The sequence below is a fragment of the Anaeromyxobacter diazotrophicus genome, from assembly GCF_013340205.1.
Taxonomy (GTDB): domain Bacteria; phylum Myxococcota; class Myxococcia; order Myxococcales; family Anaeromyxobacteraceae; genus Anaeromyxobacter_A; species Anaeromyxobacter_A diazotrophicus.
This window is the reverse complement of sequence record NZ_BJTG01000008.1, coordinates 65076-82157: the sequence shown is the minus strand read 5'-3', so window position 1 is coordinate 82157 and position 17082 is coordinate 65076. Positions and strand designations below refer to the sequence as shown.

Here is a 17082-nt window from a genome sequence, read left to right as displayed (position 1 = left end):
GGGTCGGGCGGGGCGTCAGCCCGCCGGGGGACGCCCCGCGCCCGCGCGCTCGTGTAGGCTGCGCCGGCGGCAGAGGCGCCGCACCCCGTGACGCTCGACCTCGCCCGCATCGGCGCGCTCCCCGCGCTCCCCGCCGCCGCGCCCGCCGACGGCGAGGCAGCGCGCGCCGCCACGCACGCGGAGAAGGTCACGCTCACGGCCGAGGCGCGCGAGGCGAGCCGCGGCGCGGCGCCGGTGCCGCGCGGCACCGTGCGCTGGTACCGCGCGGCGCGCTCGCGCCCTCCCGCGCCCCCGCCGTCCCGCGCGCCGGCGCCCGAGCGCGCCACCCACGCCGGCGTGGCGGCTTACCGCCGCGCCATGGCGGGCGGGGCGGCAGCCAGCGCCGCGGCGGCGGCGTGAGCGGCGCCCGCGGCAGGAAAGTCAGAACCGGTCGATGACCGTGACGCCCACCCCGGCGAACTCGTCCATGCGCTGCAGCGCCTCGATGGACTCGGCGAGCGCGACGCGGCGGCCGATGAGGCGGCGCGGGTCGAGCGCGCCGCGCTGGATCATCCCGAGCATGTCCGGGTAGGCGTGGGCCTGCATGCCGTGGCTGCCGAGGAGGCGAAGCTCCTTGGCGATGACCTCGTCCATGGGGATGGGCGGGTGCCGGTGGCCGGCGAGCATGAGGCCGACCTGGACGTGGCGGCCGCGCTTCCGGAGGCTGCGGACGGAGTTGAAGCAGGTCGTCGGGTGTCCCAGCGCGTCGATCGAGACGTGGGCGCCGCCGCCGGTGAGCTCCTGGATGGCGCGGGCGACGTCGGGGACGCGGAGGCCGTGCACGGTCGCGCTCGCGCCGGCCGCCGCGGCGCTCCGCAGCCGGTCGTCGCCGACGTCGACCGCCACCACGCTCGCGCCCAGGGCGCGCCCGATCAGGATGGCCGAGAGGCCGACGCCGCCGCAGCCGTGGACGGCGAGCCACTCGCCGCCGCGGAGCGCGGCCTGGTGCACCACCGCGCGGAACGAGGTCGCGAACCGGCACCCCAGGCTGGCGGCGGTCACGTCGTCCATCTCCTCCGGGAGGCGGACCAGGTTACCGTCCGCGTAGCGGATGGCGACGTACTCGGCGAACGAGCCCCAGTGGGTGAAGCCGGGCTGGAACTGGTGGTCGCACACCTGCTGGTTCCCGCTCGCGCACTCCGGGCAGGCGCCGCAGCCGCAGACGAAGGGGAGGGTCACCCGGTCGCCCGCTCGCCAGCGGCGGACCTCCGCGCCGGCCGCGACCACCTCGCCCGCCAGCTCGTGCCCGGGGACGTGGGGGAGGCGGATGTCCGGGTCGTGACCCATCCAGCCGTGCCAGTCGCTGCGGCAGAGCCCCGAGGCGCCGACCCGGAGGACGACTCCGTCCCGGCTCGGCGAGGGGTCGGGCACGGTCCGGAGCTCGGGCGTCCCCTGGAAGGCTTCGTAGACCACGGCTCTCATGGCGACCCCTCTCCCGGGCGAGCGCCTGGCGCGCCTCTCCGAACATACCCCGGCCCGACGCGCCGCGGCGATGGGATGTCACGCTGCGTCAACCGGCTTGCTTGGGGCTGGTCCTTGAAGCGCCCTGACCATCTTTTTACGGTCCGCCTCACCCCTCATGACTCCTACCCTGAAGCTCTGGATCGGCGGCGAGGAGGTCGCGAGCGCGGGCGGCCGGCTCGGCGACGTCTTCGACCCCGCGCTGGGCCAGGTCGTCCGCCGCGTCCACTTCGCCGGCCGCGAGGACGTGGCCCGCGCCGTGGCCGCCGCCGAGGCGGCGCTGCCGGGCTGGCGCGACACGCCGCCTCTCCGCCGCGCGCGCATCCTGATGCGGTTCCGCGAGCTCCTCGAGGCGCACCGCGACGAGCTGGCGCGGCTCGTGACCGAGGAGCACGGGAAGACGCTCCCCGACGCGGCGGGCTCGGTGCAGCGCGGCCTCGAGGTGGTCGAGTTCGCGACCGGCATCCCGCACCTCCTCAAGGGCGAGCTGTCGGAGGACGTGGCGAAGGGCGTCTCCTGCCACTCGCTCCGGCAGCCGGTGGGGGTCTGCGCCGGGATCACGCCGTTCAACTTCCCGGCCATGGTGCCGATGTGGATGTTCCCGGTGGCGCTGGCCTGCGGGAACACCTTCGTCCTCAAGCCCTCCGAGAAGGTGCCCTCCACCTCGCTCCGGCTGGCGAGCCTGCTCGGCGAGGCGGGCCTCCCGCCCGGCGTCCTGAACGTCGTGCCGGGCGACGCCGAGGCGGTCGGGGCGCTGCTCGCCCACCCGGGCGTGAGCGCCGTCTCGTTCGTCGGCTCGACGCCGGTGGCGCGCCACGTCTACGAGACGGCGGCCAAGGCGGGCAAGCGGGTGCAGGCGCTGGGCGGCGCCAAGAACCACGCGGTGGTGCTCCCCGACGCCGACCTCGACCTCGCCGCCGACGCGCTCATCGGGGCGGGCTACGGCTCGGCCGGCGAGCGGTGCATGGCGATCTCGGCGGTGGTGGCGGTGGGCGCGGCCGCCGAGCCGCTGGTGGCGCGGCTGCGCGACCGCGCCGCCGCCCTGCGCGTCGGGGCCGGGACCCGCGCCGGCGTCGAGATGGGCCCGCTCATCACCGCCGCGCACCGCGAGCGGGTCCGCGGCCTCATCGCGGCCGGGATCGCGGAGGGCGCCGTGCCGGTGCTGGACGGCCGCGCGCTGCGCGTCGAGGAGCCGACGGCCGGCTTCTTCCTCGGCCCGACGCTGCTCGACCGCGTCACGACCTCGATGAGCGTCTACCGCGAGGAGATCTTCGGCCCGGTGCTGATCGTCCTGCGCGTGGGCTCCCTCGACGAGGCCATCGCCCTCGTCAACGCGAACCCCTACGGCAACGGGACCGCCGTCTTCACGGGCTCGGGGTACGCGGCGCAGCGCTTCGAGCGCGAGGTCCAGGTCGGGATGGTGGGCGTGAACGTGGCCATCCCGGTGCCGATGGCCTTCTTCTCCTTCGGCGGCTGGAAGCAGTCGCTGTTCGGCGACCTGCACGTGCACGGCGCCGAGGGCGTGAAGTTCTACACCCGCACCAAGACCGTCACGACCCGCTGGCCGGAGCCCTCGGCCGCGACCGCCGCCAGCCTCGCCATGCCGACGCTCGGCTGATCGCGCCCCGCCTGCCGGCCCGGCGCAGCGCCCGCGCGCCCCCGCGCCGTCGCGACGCGGTACGCTGGGGCCGGCGGCAGGCGCGGCGGAGGCTGCGCGCGGCGCTGCAGCGCCGGGGAGCGAGAGATGGCCGAGGCGGCGGACGTGCTCATCGTGGGGGGCGGCGTCATCGGGCTCACGCTCGCGCGCGAGCTCCTCGCCGCGGGGCGCGAGAACGTGGTGGTGCTGGAGAAGGAGCCCTCGCTGGGCCGGCACGCCTCGGGGAGGAACAGCGGCGTCCTGCACGCCGGCATCTACTACGCGCCCGACAGCCTGAAGGCGCGCTCCTGCCTGCGCGGCAACATGCTCATGCGCGCGTACTGCCGCGAGCGCGGGCTGCCGCTCGTCGAGTGCGGCAAGGTGATCGTGGCGCGCGACGCCGCCGAGCTGCCCACGCTGGACGAGCTGCACCGCCGCGCCCTCGCCAACGGCGCGCGGGTCGAGTTCGTCGACGAGCGGCAGCTCGCCGACCTCGAGCCCTCGGCGCGCACGGTGGAGAAGGCGCTCCTCTCCCGCGACACCGCGGTGGTGGACCCGAAGGCGGTGCTGGAGAGCCTGCGCCAGGAGCTCACCGGGAGCGGCCGCGTCCGCATCCTGACCGGCCGCGCCTTCACCGGGCTCGCCGGTCCGCGGACGGCCGCCACCTCCGGCGGCCCCATCGCCTACGCCCGGCTCGTCAACGCCGCCGGCGCGCACTGCGATCGCGTGGCGCGCCACTTCGGGGTGGGCGAGGGCTACCGGCTCATCCCGTTCAAGGGCATCTACCGCAAGCTGCGGCCGGGTGCCTCGTTCCCGGTGAACGGCAACATCTACCCGGTGCCCGACATCCGGAACCCGTTCCTGGGGGTGCACTTCACGCGCAGCGTCCACGGCGAGGTCTACGTCGGGCCGACCGCCATCCCGGCCTTCGGGCGCGAGAACTACGGGTTCTTCGGGGGGATGGACCGGGAGGCGCTCGCCATCGTCGGGGCGGACGCGCGGCTCTTCTTCGCGAACCCCAGGTTCCGCGGGGTGGCGCTCACCGAGCCGCGCAAGTACGTGCCGGCCTTCTTCCACCGCGACGCCGCCCGGCTGGTGAAGCGCTTCGACCCCGCGCTCTTCGAGCGCGCCGCCAAGGTCGGCATCCGCCCGCAGCTCGTCGACTGGCGCACGAAGGAGCTGGTGATGGACTTCGTCGTCGCGGCCCGGGACGAGACGGTGCACGTCCTCAACCCCATCTCGCCCGCCTTCACCAGCTCGATGGACCTCGCGCGCACGGTGGTGCAGCAGCACCTCCGCGCCTGAGCCCGACCGCGCGGCGGCGCCGCCGCCTGCTCGCGCGCCCGCGGGTCGACCTCAGCGCCGCACGGAGTAGATGGTGCGCTCCTGCTTCAACCGCGCGAGATCGGAGGTCGCGAGCAGGACCGGGGTCGGTCCGAAGTAGTCGGCCCGCGCGAGGTCGCCGCCGCGGATCGCGCGGTCCGCGCCGCTGGGCCGGCTGTAGGCGTAGGTGCCGAGGCGCAGCTCCACGTGATCCGGCGAGACCTTGGCGACGCGCAGGACGCCGTACGGGTGCTGCGCGTCGGGGACCTTCACGAACCCGGCCAGCTTCACCACGTAACAGTCGCCCACGGCGGGCGCGCCGAGGTACTCGGCCTCCTTCGCGGACTGCTGGGCGCCGCCGTACGCCGCGGTCGCGCCGAGGAGCGCGACCAGGGCGAGCCCGGTGAACAGCGGGAGCACGCGCCGCCTGGTGAAGACCTGGGCCGCGACCTCCGCGCGGACGCGCTCCGGGATCTCCTTCCCGCGGAGCGCCTTCTTGCAGTGCAGGCACTCCATGCCCGGCTGCTTCAGCGTCGGGAACATGGGGATCCAGAAGACGTGGAAGTAGCGGAGGAGGCCGTAGGTCGCGTGCACGTCCATCCCGCACGAGGCGCACGGGACGCCGCGCCGCTGGGGTCCCTGCACGACGCTGCCGCGGGTTCCGAAGACGATCATGGCCAGCCCTCCCGTCGAGTGCCGGCGCATCCTAGAACGAACCGGCGAACGTCGTCACTCATCGTGCAAGAGGCGCGGCGGAGGTGCGACATGTGGGCGCCGCCCGCACGGCGTGCCCGGGACCGCCCGCCCCGCCGCGCCGGCGCGACCCCTCCGAGGCTGGCGCGGTCGCGCTGCAGCGCCCATCGTCCCCTCGATGGCGCGAACGGTCGTCCGGCGGCGCCGGGATGGCATCCTCAGGATCGCCCGCATCGAGCGCTGGCGCGTCCTCTGGCTCGTGGTCGGCGGACTGTGCGTCGTCCCGCCGCTCGTCCTCTCGGCCGTGTTCGTGCTGCCGCCGATCATCCTGGCGCTCCCGCCCATGACGCTCGGCCTGGCGATCTGGATCCTGTTCCGGCGGCTCGACGCGCCCGAGGCGCCGCCCCGGGCGGCGGGATCGCCTCCGGCCACCGTCATCCCGCTCGCGCCGGCGCGGCGGCGCAGCGGCTGAGGGCGCCGCGCTCGCCTCCCGCTCAGGCGAGGCCCGCGAGCGCCTCCGCCAGGCCGAGGAGGTCGGGCGCGGAGACGTCCGGCGGCGCCATCGCGGGGTGATGGCGGCGCTCGAGGCGAGAGGCCCAGGCGGTGGAGAGCCCGGCGCGGCGCGCGCCCTCGAGATCCCAGGCGTGCACGGCGACCATCGCCACGCGGCCGGGGTCCTGCCCGAGCGTCCGCGCCGCGTGCAGGTAGACCTCCCTCGCCGGCTTGTAGCGGCGGACCTCGTCGACGCCCATCACGCGCGTCACGAGCGGGAGGAGCCCGCACCGCTCGAGCAGGCCGCGCGTGGCCTCGACGCCGCCGTTGGAGAGCGTCGCCACGGCGACGCCAGCGGCGCGCAGCCGCTCGAACGCCGGCGCGGCCTCGGGGTGCGGGTCGAGGGTCATGAAGCCGTCGAGCACCGCCGCGACCGCGCCGGGGTCCGGGGCCAGGCTGCGCTGCGCGGCGAGCACCTCGAGCGCCCCGCCCGCGATCTCGCGGAACGGCTTGAACGTGCCGCTCGCGTCGAGCGCGAAGGCGTCCCGCAGGATCCGCGTGAACCAGAGGTCGAGCGCGTCCGGGAGGCCCAGCGCGGCGAGCCTCGGGCGCAGCGGCTCGAGCGGGAAGAGGGTCTCGATCACGTCGAAGACGGCGGCGGCGGGGCGGCGCATGCCCGGGGGCTAACGCCGCGCCCGCCGCCTCGCCAGCGCGCGCTCGGCGGCGCGCCGGTGCCCGTCAGTGCACCCGCTGCGGCCGCTGCATGAACGCGTAGGGGCGCGCGTCGAGCCACTGCCAGCTCTCGCCCTTCTTCTGGGCCAGGATGACGACGTGCAGCTTCAGCGTGCCGCTCGAGCCGTCCGGGCGCGTCCAGTTCTGCGCCTCGTGGTCGAGGTCGAGCAGCGCGCAGTCGTCGCCGATCCGGCGCACGCTCGCGATGCGGAAGGAGGAGGTCGTGCCGCCCAGGATCGCCTCGGCGTCCTCCCGGAAGACCCGCTCGACCCCCGCGCGCCCCTGGCCGTGGTTGCCGATCGGGTTGATGAGCGTGCCGTCCTCCGCCCAGCAGGAGGCGACCGCCTTCGCGTCGAGCCGGTTGAACGCCTCGGTGAACTGCCGCAGCGCCGCCTCCAGGGACGCCTCCACCCCCTTCGCCTGTTGCTGCGGTCCTGCCACGTTCGTGCCCGTCTGTTCCATGAGGACACCTCCGGCGCTGAAGCCTGGCGAGGGGCGCGGCCGCCGCAAGCGGCAGATGGGGAGGCGGCGCGCGGGGCGGGCGCACGCTTGCGCATGGCGGCCACGCGATCCCGCGCCGGCTCGGTCGCAGGTGGTATGGCTAGGACGAGCCCCACGCGCGCCGCCACGCTCCGGCCATCGAGGAGGGAGTCCGCCATGCCCATCCACGTCCCCGCGCCCACCAGACCGACCGACAAGTGTCCGAAGTGCGGCGCCCAGGGCACCGCGCAGCAGACCGCCGGCAACATGACGAGCTACGTGTGTCCCCGCTGCGGGGAGCGGTGGGTCGCGATGCGCTGAGGTCGGCGCGGCCCGCGCCCGCGCCCGACCGCGGCGCCGCGGGTGGCGAGCGGAACCTGGCGCGGCCGGGCCGGCGAAGCTTCGGCTCGCGCAGCTTTCCCGCCACGCACGCACTCGTGACTTGTCGTTGCGTGGTGACGGTCCGTGTGGTTGCCTGCCAGTATGTCCAACCCGGCAACAGCGCGTTTCGGAACGAGGCCCCCCGGGCGACGCCCCACCACGTCCTTCAGCGGCGCCTGCGGGCCGCCCACTGTTCGACGGCCCGCCATGCGAAGTAGAGGCAGGTGAGCCCAATCACCACGCGGCCCAGGCCGAAGCTGCGGCTGTACCCGCGTGGATGGAACGCGATCCAAAGGAACCATCCGCCGACCGCCGCGGACACCGCGGCCACGAGCAGTCTGGGGATGCGGCTCGGTACATCCGATCCACCGTCTCCGCCCACGAGCACGTCGTAGATGTCGTCGAGCGACACGTCGCGCCTGCTCGCTGGAGCTGGTTCGTGCCCGCTCCGGATCGCGTGATCCACGCGGCGGCGCCGGTCGTACCGCTCCAGTCCTCCCTCCCGCAGGAAACGACGGATCTCCCCGAGCTCGCCTCGATCGAACCAGGCGCCGTCCGCGCGGCACACGTCGATGACGACGCCGGAGACCCGGCCGAAGTTGGACCGGTTCATGATCTCCCCGCACGCAGGACACGGACGGTAACGGACTCGCGACTCCTGGCGTGGACGGCCTCTGGGCGGGCGAGAGCGCGCGACGGCGAGGGCGCCGCCATCGTCCAGGGGGCGAGACTCCTCCTCGCAGATGCGCCGGAACGAGGCAGGGTCGAGCCAGACGCCGCGGCAGCGGCCACAGCGACGAGCGACGACGGACCCCGACTCCACGCCGGTGAGGTCCAGCTTGCAGTCCGGGCAGGTGAGGCGCTTTGCGGAAGACATCCGTTCGCTGCTCGAGTTGCCACAAACGCCGAGGGGTCCCGCCTCGCGACGGGACCCCTCGGAAGACTGGAGCGGGAAACCGGATTCGAACCGGCGACCCTCAGCTTGGGAAGCTGATGCTCTACCAACTGAGCTATTCCCGCGTGACCTGACGCTGATTTCTGCCGTGAACGCGGCCGCGAGTCAAGGCGCGCGTGGGGGGCGTTCCGGGCGGCCGGGGCCACGGGCGGACGTTATCTCTCACCGCCATGGCTGGCGCTTCCAGGGACGTGCAGGCGACGCTCGCCGGGCTCGAGGAGGGGCGGCGGGCGCTGCGGGCGCGGTTCGACGTGCGGATGCGCGCCACCCCCAGCCTGTCCGACCGCACGCCGCTCGGCTCGGGGCCGCCCAACCGCCACGGCATGCCGCGGCTGCCGCCCGGGCAGGGGGAGCAGGACGAGCTGCCGGTGCTCGACCTGGGCGACCAGCCGGAGACGCCGCTCGACCGCTGGACGCTGGCCATCGACGGCGCGGTCGAGGCGCCGGTCACGCTCTCCTGGGCCGACCTCCTGGCGCTGCCGCAGGTGGAGCTCGCGGCCGACTTCCACTGCGTGACCGGCTGGTCGATGCTCGACCTCACCTGGCGCGGCGTGCCGCTCGACGCGCTCCTGGGGCTGGCGCGGCCGGCCGCGGACGCGACGCACCTCCTCGTCCACGGCCGCGACGGCTACGTCACGAACCTGCCGCTCGAGGAGGCGCTCAAGGCGGACGTCCTCGTGGCGCACGGCCTCGGCGGCGGGCCGCTCCCCCGCGAGCACGGCGGCCCGGCGCGCCTGGTCGTCCCGCAGCTCTACGGCTGGAAGAGCGCCAAGTGGGTCTCGCGCCTCGAGCTCATGACGCACGACCGGCGCGGGTACTGGGAGATCCGCGGGTACTCGAACACCGGCTACCCGTGGCGCGACGACCGGGAGTGGTGATGGACGAGAAGGAGCAGCGCATCGTCGCCGCGCGCCTCGCGCTCCGCGACAGGTTCAAGGCGCGGGCGGCGCGCACCCCGTCGCGCGCCGACGCGCGGCCGCTCGGCTCCGGGCCGCCCAACCGGCACGGGATGCCGAAGCTGCCGGTCGGCCAGTCCGTCACGACGAAGTGGCCGGTGCTCGACCTGGGCCGCCACCCCGAGGTGCCGCGCGAGCGCTGGCGGCTTACCGTGGACGGCGCGGTGGAGGAGCCGGTGACGCTCGCCTGGGCGGACCTCCTCGCGCTCCCGCAGGTGGAGGACGTCTCGGATTTCCACTGCGTCACCGGCTGGAGCCAGATGGACCTGCGCTTCGGCGGAGTGCGCCTCGCCGACCTGCTCGCGCTGGCGCGCCCGCAGGAAGGCGCGAGCCACCTCATGCTCCACGGCTACGACGGCTACTCCACGAACGTCGCACTGGAGGAGGCGCTCGAGGACGACGTGCTGGTGGCGCACACGGTGAACGGCGCGCCGCTGCCCGTCGAGCACGGCGGCCCGGCCCGGGTGGTGACGCCGCGGCTCTACGCGTGGAAGGGCGCGAAGTGGGTGAACCGGGTGGAGGTGATGAAGGGCGATCGGCCCGGGTACTGGGAGGAGCGGGGGTACTCGGACACTGCGCGGCCGTGGCGGGACGATCGGTACCGGTGACCCCAAGCGCCGCGTCACTGCGGGCAGCGCCGGCCGCGCCGCTCCGAGTCCGCGCGCGCGGGAGGAGCCATTGCGGAGCGCCGCCCCCGGGCGGCGAGGGAGAGGCGACTCGCCCTACTTCTTCCGGAACTTCCGGTAGAAGTCGACGATCTCCTTCTCCGCGTCCTTGGGGCTGAGCTGCTCCGGCACCTCGTCGACGTCCGGGCCCTCCAGCCAGATGCCGCCGCAGGACTCGCAGGTGTCGTAGTGGAGCGACCGCTTCTCGCCCCCCTCCACCGCCACCAGGTCGACGTGGCAGGCCGGGCACATGCCCGCGATCTCGTCCGGGTTCACGTAGCCGCCCACCGCCGACAGCGAGGGCAGGTTGGCGTGGAGCATCACCCGGTTCAGATCGGCGCTGTCGATCCACAGGCCTCCACAGGTGGAGCAGCGCTGGAGCGTGGAGTCACCGCTCGCGATCTCGCTCATCTCGACGCTGCACCGGGGGCAATCCATACGGGAACCGATCTCCTCAAGACCTCGCGGACGAGGCGGTGGATGGGGCGGGGTGGTGTAGGAGAGGAGGATAGGCGGTTTGACGCTCGCCGATCAACCAGTTCAGGCAGGCCCCGCCGAGGCGGCGGCCCGCAGGGCGGCGATCAGGCGGCGCAGCCGCTCCGCGTGGAGCTTCAGCGCCACCCGGTTGACGATGAGGCGCGCCGAGACCGAGAGGACCTCCTCCTCGATCACCAGCCCATTGGCCCGCAGGGTCTCGCCCGTCTCGGTGATGTCGACGATGACGTCGGCCAGCCCGAGCGAGGGGGCCACCTCGATCGAGCCGTGCAGCTCGATGATCTCGGCCGGCAGCGACTTCTTCGCGAAGTGGGCCGAGGCCAGCGACACGTACTTCGTGGCGACGCGAGGGGCGACCCCCTTCGGCAGCGCCGCGGCCCCCTTGGGCCGGGCCACGATGACCGCGCACCGGCCGATCCCGAGGTCCAGCGGCTCGTACAGCTCGCGCGGCTCCTCGCGCAGGACGTCGAGCCCCGCCACGCCCACGGCGGCGGCGCCGTGCTCCACGTAGCTCGCCACGTCGCCGGCCCGGATGGAGATGAAGCGCAGCCCCGCCTCGGGCGCGTCGGCCGCGAGCTTGCGGGTGTGCTCGAGCAGCGCGCGCGGCGAGACGCCGACCGCCTTCTCGAACAGCGCGGACGACTCCTGCAGGAGCCGGCCCTTGGGGACGGCGACGGTGATGAGGTCGGCTGCCGGGCGCTTCACGCCTTCACCCTCCGGATCCGGGCGCCGAGCGCCGACAGCTTCTCCTCCAGCCGCTCGTAGCCGCGGTCCAGATGATACACGCGCTGCACCTCGGTCGTGCCGCTCGCGACGAGGCCCGCCAGCACCAGCGCCGCCGAGGCGCGCAGGTCGCTCGCCATCACCGGCGCGCCGGAGAGCTTGGGGACGCCCTTCACCACCGCCGTCTTGCCGTCCACCGTGACGTCGGCGCCGAGCCGCCTCAGCTCGAGCACGTGCATGTACCGGTTCTCGAAGATGGTCTCGGTCACCACCGAGGAGCCCGCCCCCACCGCCAGGAGCACCATCATCTGCGCCTGCATGTCGGTGGGGAAGCCGGGGTGGGGCGCGGTGCGGAGCTGGATGGGCCGGGCCGGGCCGTTCCCGCGGACCCGCACCCCGCCCGCCTCGGCCTCGACGTGGGCCCCCGCCTCGCGCAGCTTCTCGATGAGCGCCGAGAGGTGCGCCGCGTCCGCCCCGCGCACCAGGACGTCGCCCCCCGTGAGCGCGCCCGCCACGAGCAGCGTGCCCGCCTCGATGCGGTCGGCGATGACCGCGTGGTGGAGCGCGCCCAGCCGCTCCACCCCGTCCACCTGGATCTCGGTCCGGCCGGCGCCCTCGATGCGCGCGCCCATGGCGCCGAGGGCGCGGGCCAGGTCCGCCACCTCCGGCTCGCGGGCGCAGTTCCGGAGGGTCGTGCGCCCCTCGGCCAGCGCCGCCGCCATGAGGGCGTTCTCGGTCCCGGTGACGGTCTGCACGTCGAAGACGAAGTCGGTCCCGCGGAGCCGGCCGCCCGGGACCCGCGCGTTCACGTACCCGTGGTCGATCGCGATCTCCGCCCCCATGGCGGCGAGCGCCTTGAGGTGCTGGTCGATGGGGCGCGCGCCGATGGCGCAGCCGCCCGGCAAGGACACCCGCGCCTGCCCGAAGCGCGCCAGGAGCGGCCCGAGCACGAGCACGCTGGCGCGCATGGTCTTCACGAGCTCGTAGGGCGCCTCCGGACGCAGCAGGGCCGGGACCCGCAGCACCGCCGCGCGCGCGTCGCCGCCCGCCGCCGCCCGGCCCACCTCGCAGCCCAGGTGCGCCAGCAGGCGACCCATCGTCCGCACGTCCGCCAGGTCGGGCAGGTTGGTGACGACGTGCTCGCCCTCGGCGAGGAGGGTGGCGGCGAGGACCGGCAGGCCCGCGTTCTTGGCGCCCGAGACCTGCACCTCGCCGCGCAGCGCCGGGCCCCCCTCGACGACGATCTTGTCCATGGCGGCGCCTTCCTATCCCATCGCGCGCGCCACCACCAGCCGCGGCAGGCCGGCCAGGTCGCGCCGCACCTCGGCCGCCAGCCCCGCCTCGCGGCACAGCGCCGGGAGCGGGCCGGCGTGGCTCTCGTGCATCTCGAGGAGGAGCGCGCCGCCGGGGGCGAGGAAGCGGGGGGCGTCGGCCACCACCCGCCGCAGCACGCTCAGGCCGTCCGGGCCGCCGTCGAGCGCCAGGCGCGGCTCGCGGGCGAGCTCGCGGGCGAGGCCGGCCAGCTCGCCGGTGGGCACGTAGGGCGGGTTCGCCGTCAGGACGTCGAAGCGGGCGCCGGCCGGGACGGGCGCGAAGAGGTCGCCCTGGAGGAGCGTCACCGGCGCCGCCAGGCGGGCGGCGTTCTCGGCCGCCAGGGCGAGCGCCTCGGGCGACAGGTCGGTGGCGGTGACGCGGGCGCGCGGCCTCGCCAGGGCGAGCGCGATCGCCACGCAGCCGGTCCCGGTGCACAGGTCGAGCGCGGCGCCCTCCTCCGGCAGCGCCGCCAGGGCCGCCTCCACCAGCAGCTCGGTCTCGGGCCGCGGGATGAGCGCCCGGGCGTCGACGCGCAGCGCGTGGCCGTAGAACTCCTTCGCGCCGGTGAGGTAGGCGGTCGGCTCGCCCTCGCCGCGCCGCTTCACCAGCGCGCGGTAGCGGGCGAGCTCGTCGGGGCCGAGCGGCTTGTCGAAGTCGAGGTAGAGCCGGACCCGGTCGCAGCCGAGCGCGTGCGCCAGGAGGAGCTCGGCGGTGAGGCGCGGCGCGTCCACCCCGGCGCGGGCGAAGTAGCCCTGCGTCCAGGTGAGGAGCTTGAGCGGCGTCCAGATCTCGGTCGACATCCGCCTCGTCTCCCCTGCCAGGGGAGGGCCGGGAGAGGGTGGAGGCTACGCCCGCCGCTCCGCCGCCGGCGCGCCGGCCTGCTCGCGCGACGCCTCCCGCAGCGCCTCGGCGGCGTAGTGGGTGCGGCAGGCCTCGATGACGTCCTGCACGTCGCCGTCCATCACCGCCGGCAGGTTGTGGCGGGTGTAGTTGATGCGGTGATCGGTGAGGCGGTCCTGCGGGAAGTTGTAGGTCCGGATCTTCTCGGAGCGGTCGCCGGTGCCGACCTGGCTCTTGCGCGCCGCGTCCCGGGCGCTCTGCTGCTTCTCCAGCTCCATCTCGAACAGCTTCGCCCGCAGCATCTTCATCGCCATGTTGCGGTTCTTGAGCTGCGACTTCTCCTGCTGGCACTTCACCACCACGCCGCTCGGCTTGTGGGTGAGGCGGACGGCCGAGTCGGTGGTGTTCACCGACTGCCCGCCCGAGCCGGTGGAGCGGAAGACGTCCATCTCCAGGTCGGCCGGGTTGATCTGGACGTCGATCTCCTCCGCCTCCGGCATGACCGCCACGGTCACCGTCGAGGTGTGGATGCGCCCCTGCGCCTCGGTGGCGGGCACGCGCTGGACGCGGTGCACGCCCGACTCGTACTTGAGCGACGAGTAGACCGCGTCGCCGGCGATGGTGACGGTCACGTCCTTCACGCCGTTGAGCGCGCCCGGCGAGGAGTCGACCACCTCGCAGCGCCAGCCGCGGCGCTCGGCGTAGCGCAGGTACATGCGCAGCACCTCGGCCGCGAACAGCCCCGCCTCGTCGCCGCCCGCGCCCGCCCGCACCTCGAGGATGACGTCCTTCTCGTCGTTGGGGTCCTTCGGCACGAGGTGCAGCTTGAGCTGCTCCTCAGCGGGACCGACGAGCGGCCGCAGCCCCGCCAGCTCCTCCTTCGCCAGCTCGCGCAGCTCCGGGTCCTTCTCGCCGAGGAGCGCCTCGTTGTCGGCCAGGTCCTGCTGCAGCTTGCGGTAGGCGCGCAGCGCGGTGACGGTCGCCTCGAGGCCGGCCCGCTCCTTCGAGATCTTCCGGTAGCGCTCGCCCGAGGAGACGACCTCCGGGTCCGAGAGCCGGTGCGTCAGCTCGTCGAACCGCGACTCGATCGCGTCGAGCCTCTTCAGGACGTCGGGGGAGAGCATGGGACGGCTTCTTTAACCGCTCTCGAGGCGTCCCGGCAAGGACGGCGGGTCGCGGTCCCCCGTTCAGCTCCGGCGGGTGAGCGCGTCGCTGAGGAGCTTGAGCGGCCCGATGTCGACCCGGGCGCTGTCGAGCAGCACCCGGAGCAGGTTCTGGCCCACGCGGCAGAGCTGGGCCAGCTGCTCCAGCCGCTGCAGCCGGAAGCGGGCGCCGGCCTTCACCTCGGGGTCGACGTCGGAGAGGGCGCCCCGCACGTCCGCCAGCGCCGCCTCGACGGTGGCCAGCGCCGACTCGATGGCGTGCCGCTCCCGCTCGGCCAGCACCCGGCGCACCAGCGACCAGATGTTCGTCTCCGCCTCGAAGTGCTCCTTGCGGTCGCCCGGCACGGCCACGCTCCGCACCACCCCCCAGCGCCGCAGCTCGGCGAGGCTCATGGAGAGGAGCCCGGTCGAGATGCGCAGCCGGTCGCACAGGTCGGGCGCGGCCAGCGGGCGCTCGGAGAGGAAGAGCACCGCCCAGATCCGCCCGAGCTGCCGGCGGAAGCCCCACAGCTCCATGAGCTCGCCCACCGCGTCGGCCACGGTGAGCTCGGCGCGCGAGAGGGCGAACGAGCCGGGGCGGTGCGCGCCGCGGTCCTGGTGCTCGGTGGCGCTCACCGCGGGGCCACCCGGAGCGCCACGTCGGCCAGGGCGCAGGCGGCGAAGGCGACCGAGGCGAAGGCGTTGAAGGTGAAGAAGGCGGCGCCGATGCGCTCCGGGCGGAGCTTCCCGCCCGGCGCCGCGTAGGCGTGCTCGGCGCCCAGCACCGCCATCATGAGCACCGACCCGACCAGCCAGCCCGGCCCGCGCCCCGCCACCAGGCCCGCCCCGGCGATGCCCAGCGCGGCGGCGAGGTGGAGGAGCCGCGCCCACAGCAGCGCGCCCTGCACGCCGAAGCGGGCCGGGATGGAGCGGAGCCGCTCGCCCCGGTCGAAGTCCATGTCCTGCAGCGAGTACAGGACGTCGAAGCCGGCCACCCAGGCGCCGACGCCCAGGCCGAGCACGACCGCCGCGGCGGGGACGCGCCCGGTGAGCGCGAGCGCGACGCCGATGGGCCCGAGCGCCTGCGCCACCCCGAGCCACAGGTGGACCGCCCAGGTGAACCGCTTCGCGTAGGAGTAGCCGAGCAGGATCGCGAGCACCGGCAGGGAGAGCGCGCCGCACAGGGGCGAGATGAGCGCGGCGGCGGCCACCAGGGCGGCGCTCGAGCCGAGGAGCAGGGCCCAGGCCGCGCCGGGCGAGACCTCGCCGGTGACGAGCTCGCGCCGCCGCGTGCGCGGGTTCCTGGCGTCGAAGGCGCGGTCGGCGATGCGGTTCATCGCCATCGCCGCCGTGCGCGCCGCCACCACCGCGACCGCGACGAGCAGGAGGCGCCGGGCGTCGAGCGCCGCCTCGGGCAGCACCAGTACGGCTGCGCTGGCCGCGAACGGCAGCGCAAAGAGCGAGTGCTCGAACTTCACCATCCGGGAGAGGGCGGCAAGGCTCATGTCGTCATCCTGGGGGGCTCGTCTCCCCCGCGGGAGGCGCGGGCCGGGGAGCGGAGGTGGCGGGGGCCGGGCGATGCCGGGCGATCCAGGTGAAGCGCCGCTCCTCCGCGCCGAACGTCTCGACCAGCCACCGCGCCGGGTCGGCCGGGCGCACGCCGCCGAGCGGCGCGGCGAGGATCCCCGGGGCGGCGCCGGCGGCGAGCCGCCCCACCGCCGGGGCGCCCACCGCCGCGCCGTTCCAGGCGAGCGGCAGGAGCCGCGACGGCGGCACCTGGGGGAAGGCGCGCGCCAGCGCCGCCAGCTCGGCCAGCGGCGAGAGCGTGGGCGCGGAGGCGAGCGAGTCGGTCCCCACCGCGAGCGGGAGGCCGGCGGCGAGGAGCCGCGGCAGGTCGGCGAGCCGCCCGCCGATGTGGAGGTTCGAGCGCGGGCAGAGGACCACGGTGGCGCCGGACTGGCCGAGCACGGCCAGGTCCTCCTCGTCGAGGTCGACCGCGTGCACCGCCAGCGACCCGCGCCCGAGGTGCGGGCCGGCGACCGCCACGGCGGAGCGCCCCAGCGCCGGCAGCGGGGCCGAGCCGAGGGCCCGGTTCATGGCGGCGAACGGGCCGCTCCCCGCGACGCAGAACTCGCGCTCGGCGGGGTCCTCCGCCAGGTGGACCGAGGCCGGCCCGGCCCGCAGCAGCTCGGCGAGGACGCGCGGGTGGGTCGAGTAGACCGCGTGCGGCGAGGTCGCGACGCGGAGGCCCGGGGCGGCCGCCGGGGCCGCCTCGCGCAGCGCGCGCGCCTGCGCGAGCGCCGCCTCGATGCGCCGCTCCGAGAAGCCGAACACCTCGTGGAAGACCGTGCCGGCCACCCCGGCGCGGCCGAGCGGCTCGAGCGAGGCGAGCGTGTTCGAGACGTCGCCCACCGCGGCCACGCCCAGGTCCACCAGGTCGAGCACCGCCTCCTCGAGCGCGCGGCCGGGCCCGGGATCCTGGGCGCGGGTGGCGACGAGGAGGTGGACCCAGGCCGGCAGCCCCTCGCCCCCCGGGATGCGCCCGCCGAGGTGCGACAGCTCGAGGTGGGTGTGCGCGTTCACCAGCGCGGGGAGCAGCACCGCGTCGAGCCGCTCGGCGGGGCCGAAGCGGGGCTCGAGCTCGGCGCGCGGGCCCACCGCGGCGACCGCGTCGCCGTCGAGCGCGATCGCGCCGTCCGCGAGCACGGCCGCGCCCGTGAACACCCACCGGCCGGCGACGACCCGCACGCTCACG

20 protein-coding genes and 1 tRNA gene are annotated in these 17082 nt (G+C 75.2%); 7 read left to right on the top strand and 14 right to left on the bottom strand.

All coding sequences use genetic code 11. The features are described 5' to 3' along the window. Positions 1 to 87 precede the first annotated feature (87 nt). Entirely contained in the window at positions 88 to 399 is a 312-nt protein-coding gene (locus HWY08_RS16395; RefSeq protein ID WP_176067166.1) for a hypothetical protein, read from the top strand. A 21-nt stretch (positions 400 to 420) separates the two neighbouring features. On the opposite strand, the gene HWY08_RS16390 is transcribed toward HWY08_RS16395, so the two are convergent. Beyond that, complete coding sequence (locus tag HWY08_RS16390; RefSeq protein ID WP_176067164.1) at positions 421 to 1461, bottom strand: zinc-dependent alcohol dehydrogenase family protein; 1041 nt, start codon at positions 1459 to 1461, stop codon at positions 421 to 423. A 157-nt stretch (positions 1462 to 1618) separates the two neighbouring features. Here HWY08_RS16390 and HWY08_RS16385 point away from each other — a divergent pair, with 157 nt between their 5' ends. Further along, entirely contained in the window at positions 1619 to 3118 is a 1500-nt protein-coding gene (locus HWY08_RS16385) for a CoA-acylating methylmalonate-semialdehyde dehydrogenase (protein ID WP_176067162.1), read from the top strand. A gap of 126 nt (positions 3119 to 3244) precedes the next feature. Further along, positions 3245 to 4441 carry an L-2-hydroxyglutarate dehydrogenase gene (gene lhgD / locus HWY08_RS16380; RefSeq protein WP_176067160.1) on the top strand — a complete coding sequence of 399 codons (1197 nt, stop codon included), beginning with the start codon at positions 3245 to 3247 and terminating at the stop codon, positions 4439 to 4441. 51 nt (positions 4442 to 4492) lie between these two features. Here lhgD and HWY08_RS16375 read toward each other — a convergent pair whose 3' ends face one another. Continuing rightward, on the bottom strand, positions 4493 to 5134 hold the full coding sequence (locus HWY08_RS16375; RefSeq protein ID WP_176067158.1) for a hypothetical protein: 642 nt from the start codon (positions 5132 to 5134) through the stop codon (positions 4493 to 4495). A gap of 196 nt (positions 5135 to 5330) precedes the next feature. Between HWY08_RS16375 and HWY08_RS16370 the strand changes: the two genes are divergently transcribed. Then, positions 5331 to 5624 (top strand): hypothetical protein, encoded by a 294-nt coding sequence (locus HWY08_RS16370; protein WP_176067156.1) that lies wholly within the window; start codon positions 5331 to 5333, stop codon positions 5622 to 5624. Positions 5625 to 5646: 22 nt separating this feature from the next. Here HWY08_RS16370 and HWY08_RS16365 read toward each other — a convergent pair whose 3' ends face one another. Together HWY08_RS16365 and HWY08_RS16360 are read right to left on the bottom strand one after the other, a co-directional pair. Beyond that, on the bottom strand, positions 5647 to 6318 hold the full coding sequence (locus HWY08_RS16365; RefSeq protein ID WP_176067154.1) for a haloacid dehalogenase type II: 672 nt from the start codon (positions 6316 to 6318) through the stop codon (positions 5647 to 5649). A gap of 64 nt (positions 6319 to 6382) precedes the next feature. Continuing rightward, on the bottom strand, positions 6383 to 6838 hold the full coding sequence (locus tag HWY08_RS16360; protein ID WP_176067152.1) for a YybH family protein: 456 nt from the start codon (positions 6836 to 6838) through the stop codon (positions 6383 to 6385). Between the two features lie 195 nt (positions 6839 to 7033). On the opposite strand from HWY08_RS16360, the gene HWY08_RS16355 reads away from it, so the two are divergent. After that, on the top strand, positions 7034 to 7177 hold the full coding sequence (locus HWY08_RS16355; RefSeq protein WP_176067150.1) for a zf-TFIIB domain-containing protein: 144 nt from the start codon (positions 7034 to 7036) through the stop codon (positions 7175 to 7177). Positions 7178 to 7403: 226 nt separating this feature from the next. Here HWY08_RS16355 and HWY08_RS22250 read toward each other — a convergent pair whose 3' ends face one another. After that, entirely contained in the window at positions 7404 to 8114 is a 711-nt protein-coding gene (locus tag HWY08_RS22250; protein WP_176067148.1) for a TFIIB-type zinc ribbon-containing protein, read from the bottom strand. A gap of 67 nt (positions 8115 to 8181) precedes the next feature. Next, positions 8182 to 8257, bottom strand: a tRNA-Gly gene (locus HWY08_RS16345). A gap of 105 nt (positions 8258 to 8362) precedes the next feature. On the opposite strand from HWY08_RS16345, the gene HWY08_RS16340 reads away from it, so the two are divergent. Beyond that, the gene (locus HWY08_RS16340; protein WP_176067146.1) at positions 8363 to 9070 is read left to right on the top strand and encodes a sulfite oxidase-like oxidoreductase; all 708 of its coding nucleotides are present in this window, start codon (positions 8363 to 8365) and stop codon (positions 9068 to 9070) included. Continuing rightward, on the top strand, positions 9070 to 9756 hold the full coding sequence (locus tag HWY08_RS16335; protein ID WP_176067144.1) for a sulfite oxidase-like oxidoreductase: 687 nt from the start codon (positions 9070 to 9072) through the stop codon (positions 9754 to 9756). The genes HWY08_RS16340 and HWY08_RS16335 overlap by 1 nt, the downstream gene beginning before the upstream one ends. A 114-nt stretch (positions 9757 to 9870) precedes the next feature. On the opposite strand, the gene HWY08_RS16330 is transcribed toward HWY08_RS16335, so the two are convergent. The 8 genes from HWY08_RS16330 to HWY08_RS16295 all read right to left on the bottom strand — a co-directional run bounded on the left by HWY08_RS16330 (position 9871) and on the right by HWY08_RS16295 (position 17081). Further along, complete coding sequence (locus HWY08_RS16330) at positions 9871 to 10251, bottom strand: TFIIB-type zinc ribbon-containing protein (protein ID WP_176067143.1); 381 nt, start codon at positions 10249 to 10251, stop codon at positions 9871 to 9873. A gap of 102 nt (positions 10252 to 10353) precedes the next feature. Then, entirely contained in the window at positions 10354 to 11013 is a 660-nt protein-coding gene (gene hisG / locus HWY08_RS16325; protein ID WP_176067140.1) for an ATP phosphoribosyltransferase, read from the bottom strand. After that, on the bottom strand, positions 11010 to 12284 hold the full coding sequence (murA, locus tag HWY08_RS16320) for a UDP-N-acetylglucosamine 1-carboxyvinyltransferase (RefSeq protein WP_176067138.1): 1275 nt from the start codon (positions 12282 to 12284) through the stop codon (positions 11010 to 11012). Before murA ends, hisG begins: the two co-directional genes overlap by 4 nt. Positions 12285 to 12296: 12 nt before the next feature. After that, on the bottom strand, positions 12297 to 13145 hold the full coding sequence (prmC, locus tag HWY08_RS16315) for a peptide chain release factor N(5)-glutamine methyltransferase (RefSeq protein WP_176067136.1): 849 nt from the start codon (positions 13143 to 13145) through the stop codon (positions 12297 to 12299). 45 nt (positions 13146 to 13190) lie between these two features. Then, entirely contained in the window at positions 13191 to 14309 is a 1119-nt protein-coding gene (gene prfA / locus HWY08_RS16310; RefSeq protein WP_176067134.1) for a peptide chain release factor 1, read from the bottom strand. Between the two features lie 63 nt (positions 14310 to 14372). Next, positions 14373 to 14963: a GbsR/MarR family transcriptional regulator gene (locus HWY08_RS16305; protein ID WP_176067132.1), complete on the bottom strand. Its 591-nt coding sequence runs from the start codon at positions 14961 to 14963 to the stop codon at positions 14373 to 14375. Next, a complete protein-coding gene (locus tag HWY08_RS16300) occupies positions 14960 to 15832 on the bottom strand; it encodes a UbiA-like polyprenyltransferase (protein WP_176067130.1) in 873 nt (290 codons plus the stop codon). The genes HWY08_RS16305 and HWY08_RS16300 overlap by 4 nt, the downstream gene beginning before the upstream one ends. A 4-nt stretch (positions 15833 to 15836) precedes the next feature. Continuing rightward, positions 15837 to 17081, bottom strand: coding sequence for an amidohydrolase family protein (locus HWY08_RS16295; protein WP_235969668.1), 1245 nt, complete (start codon positions 17079 to 17081; stop codon positions 15837 to 15839). Position 17082: the final 1 nt, after the last annotated feature.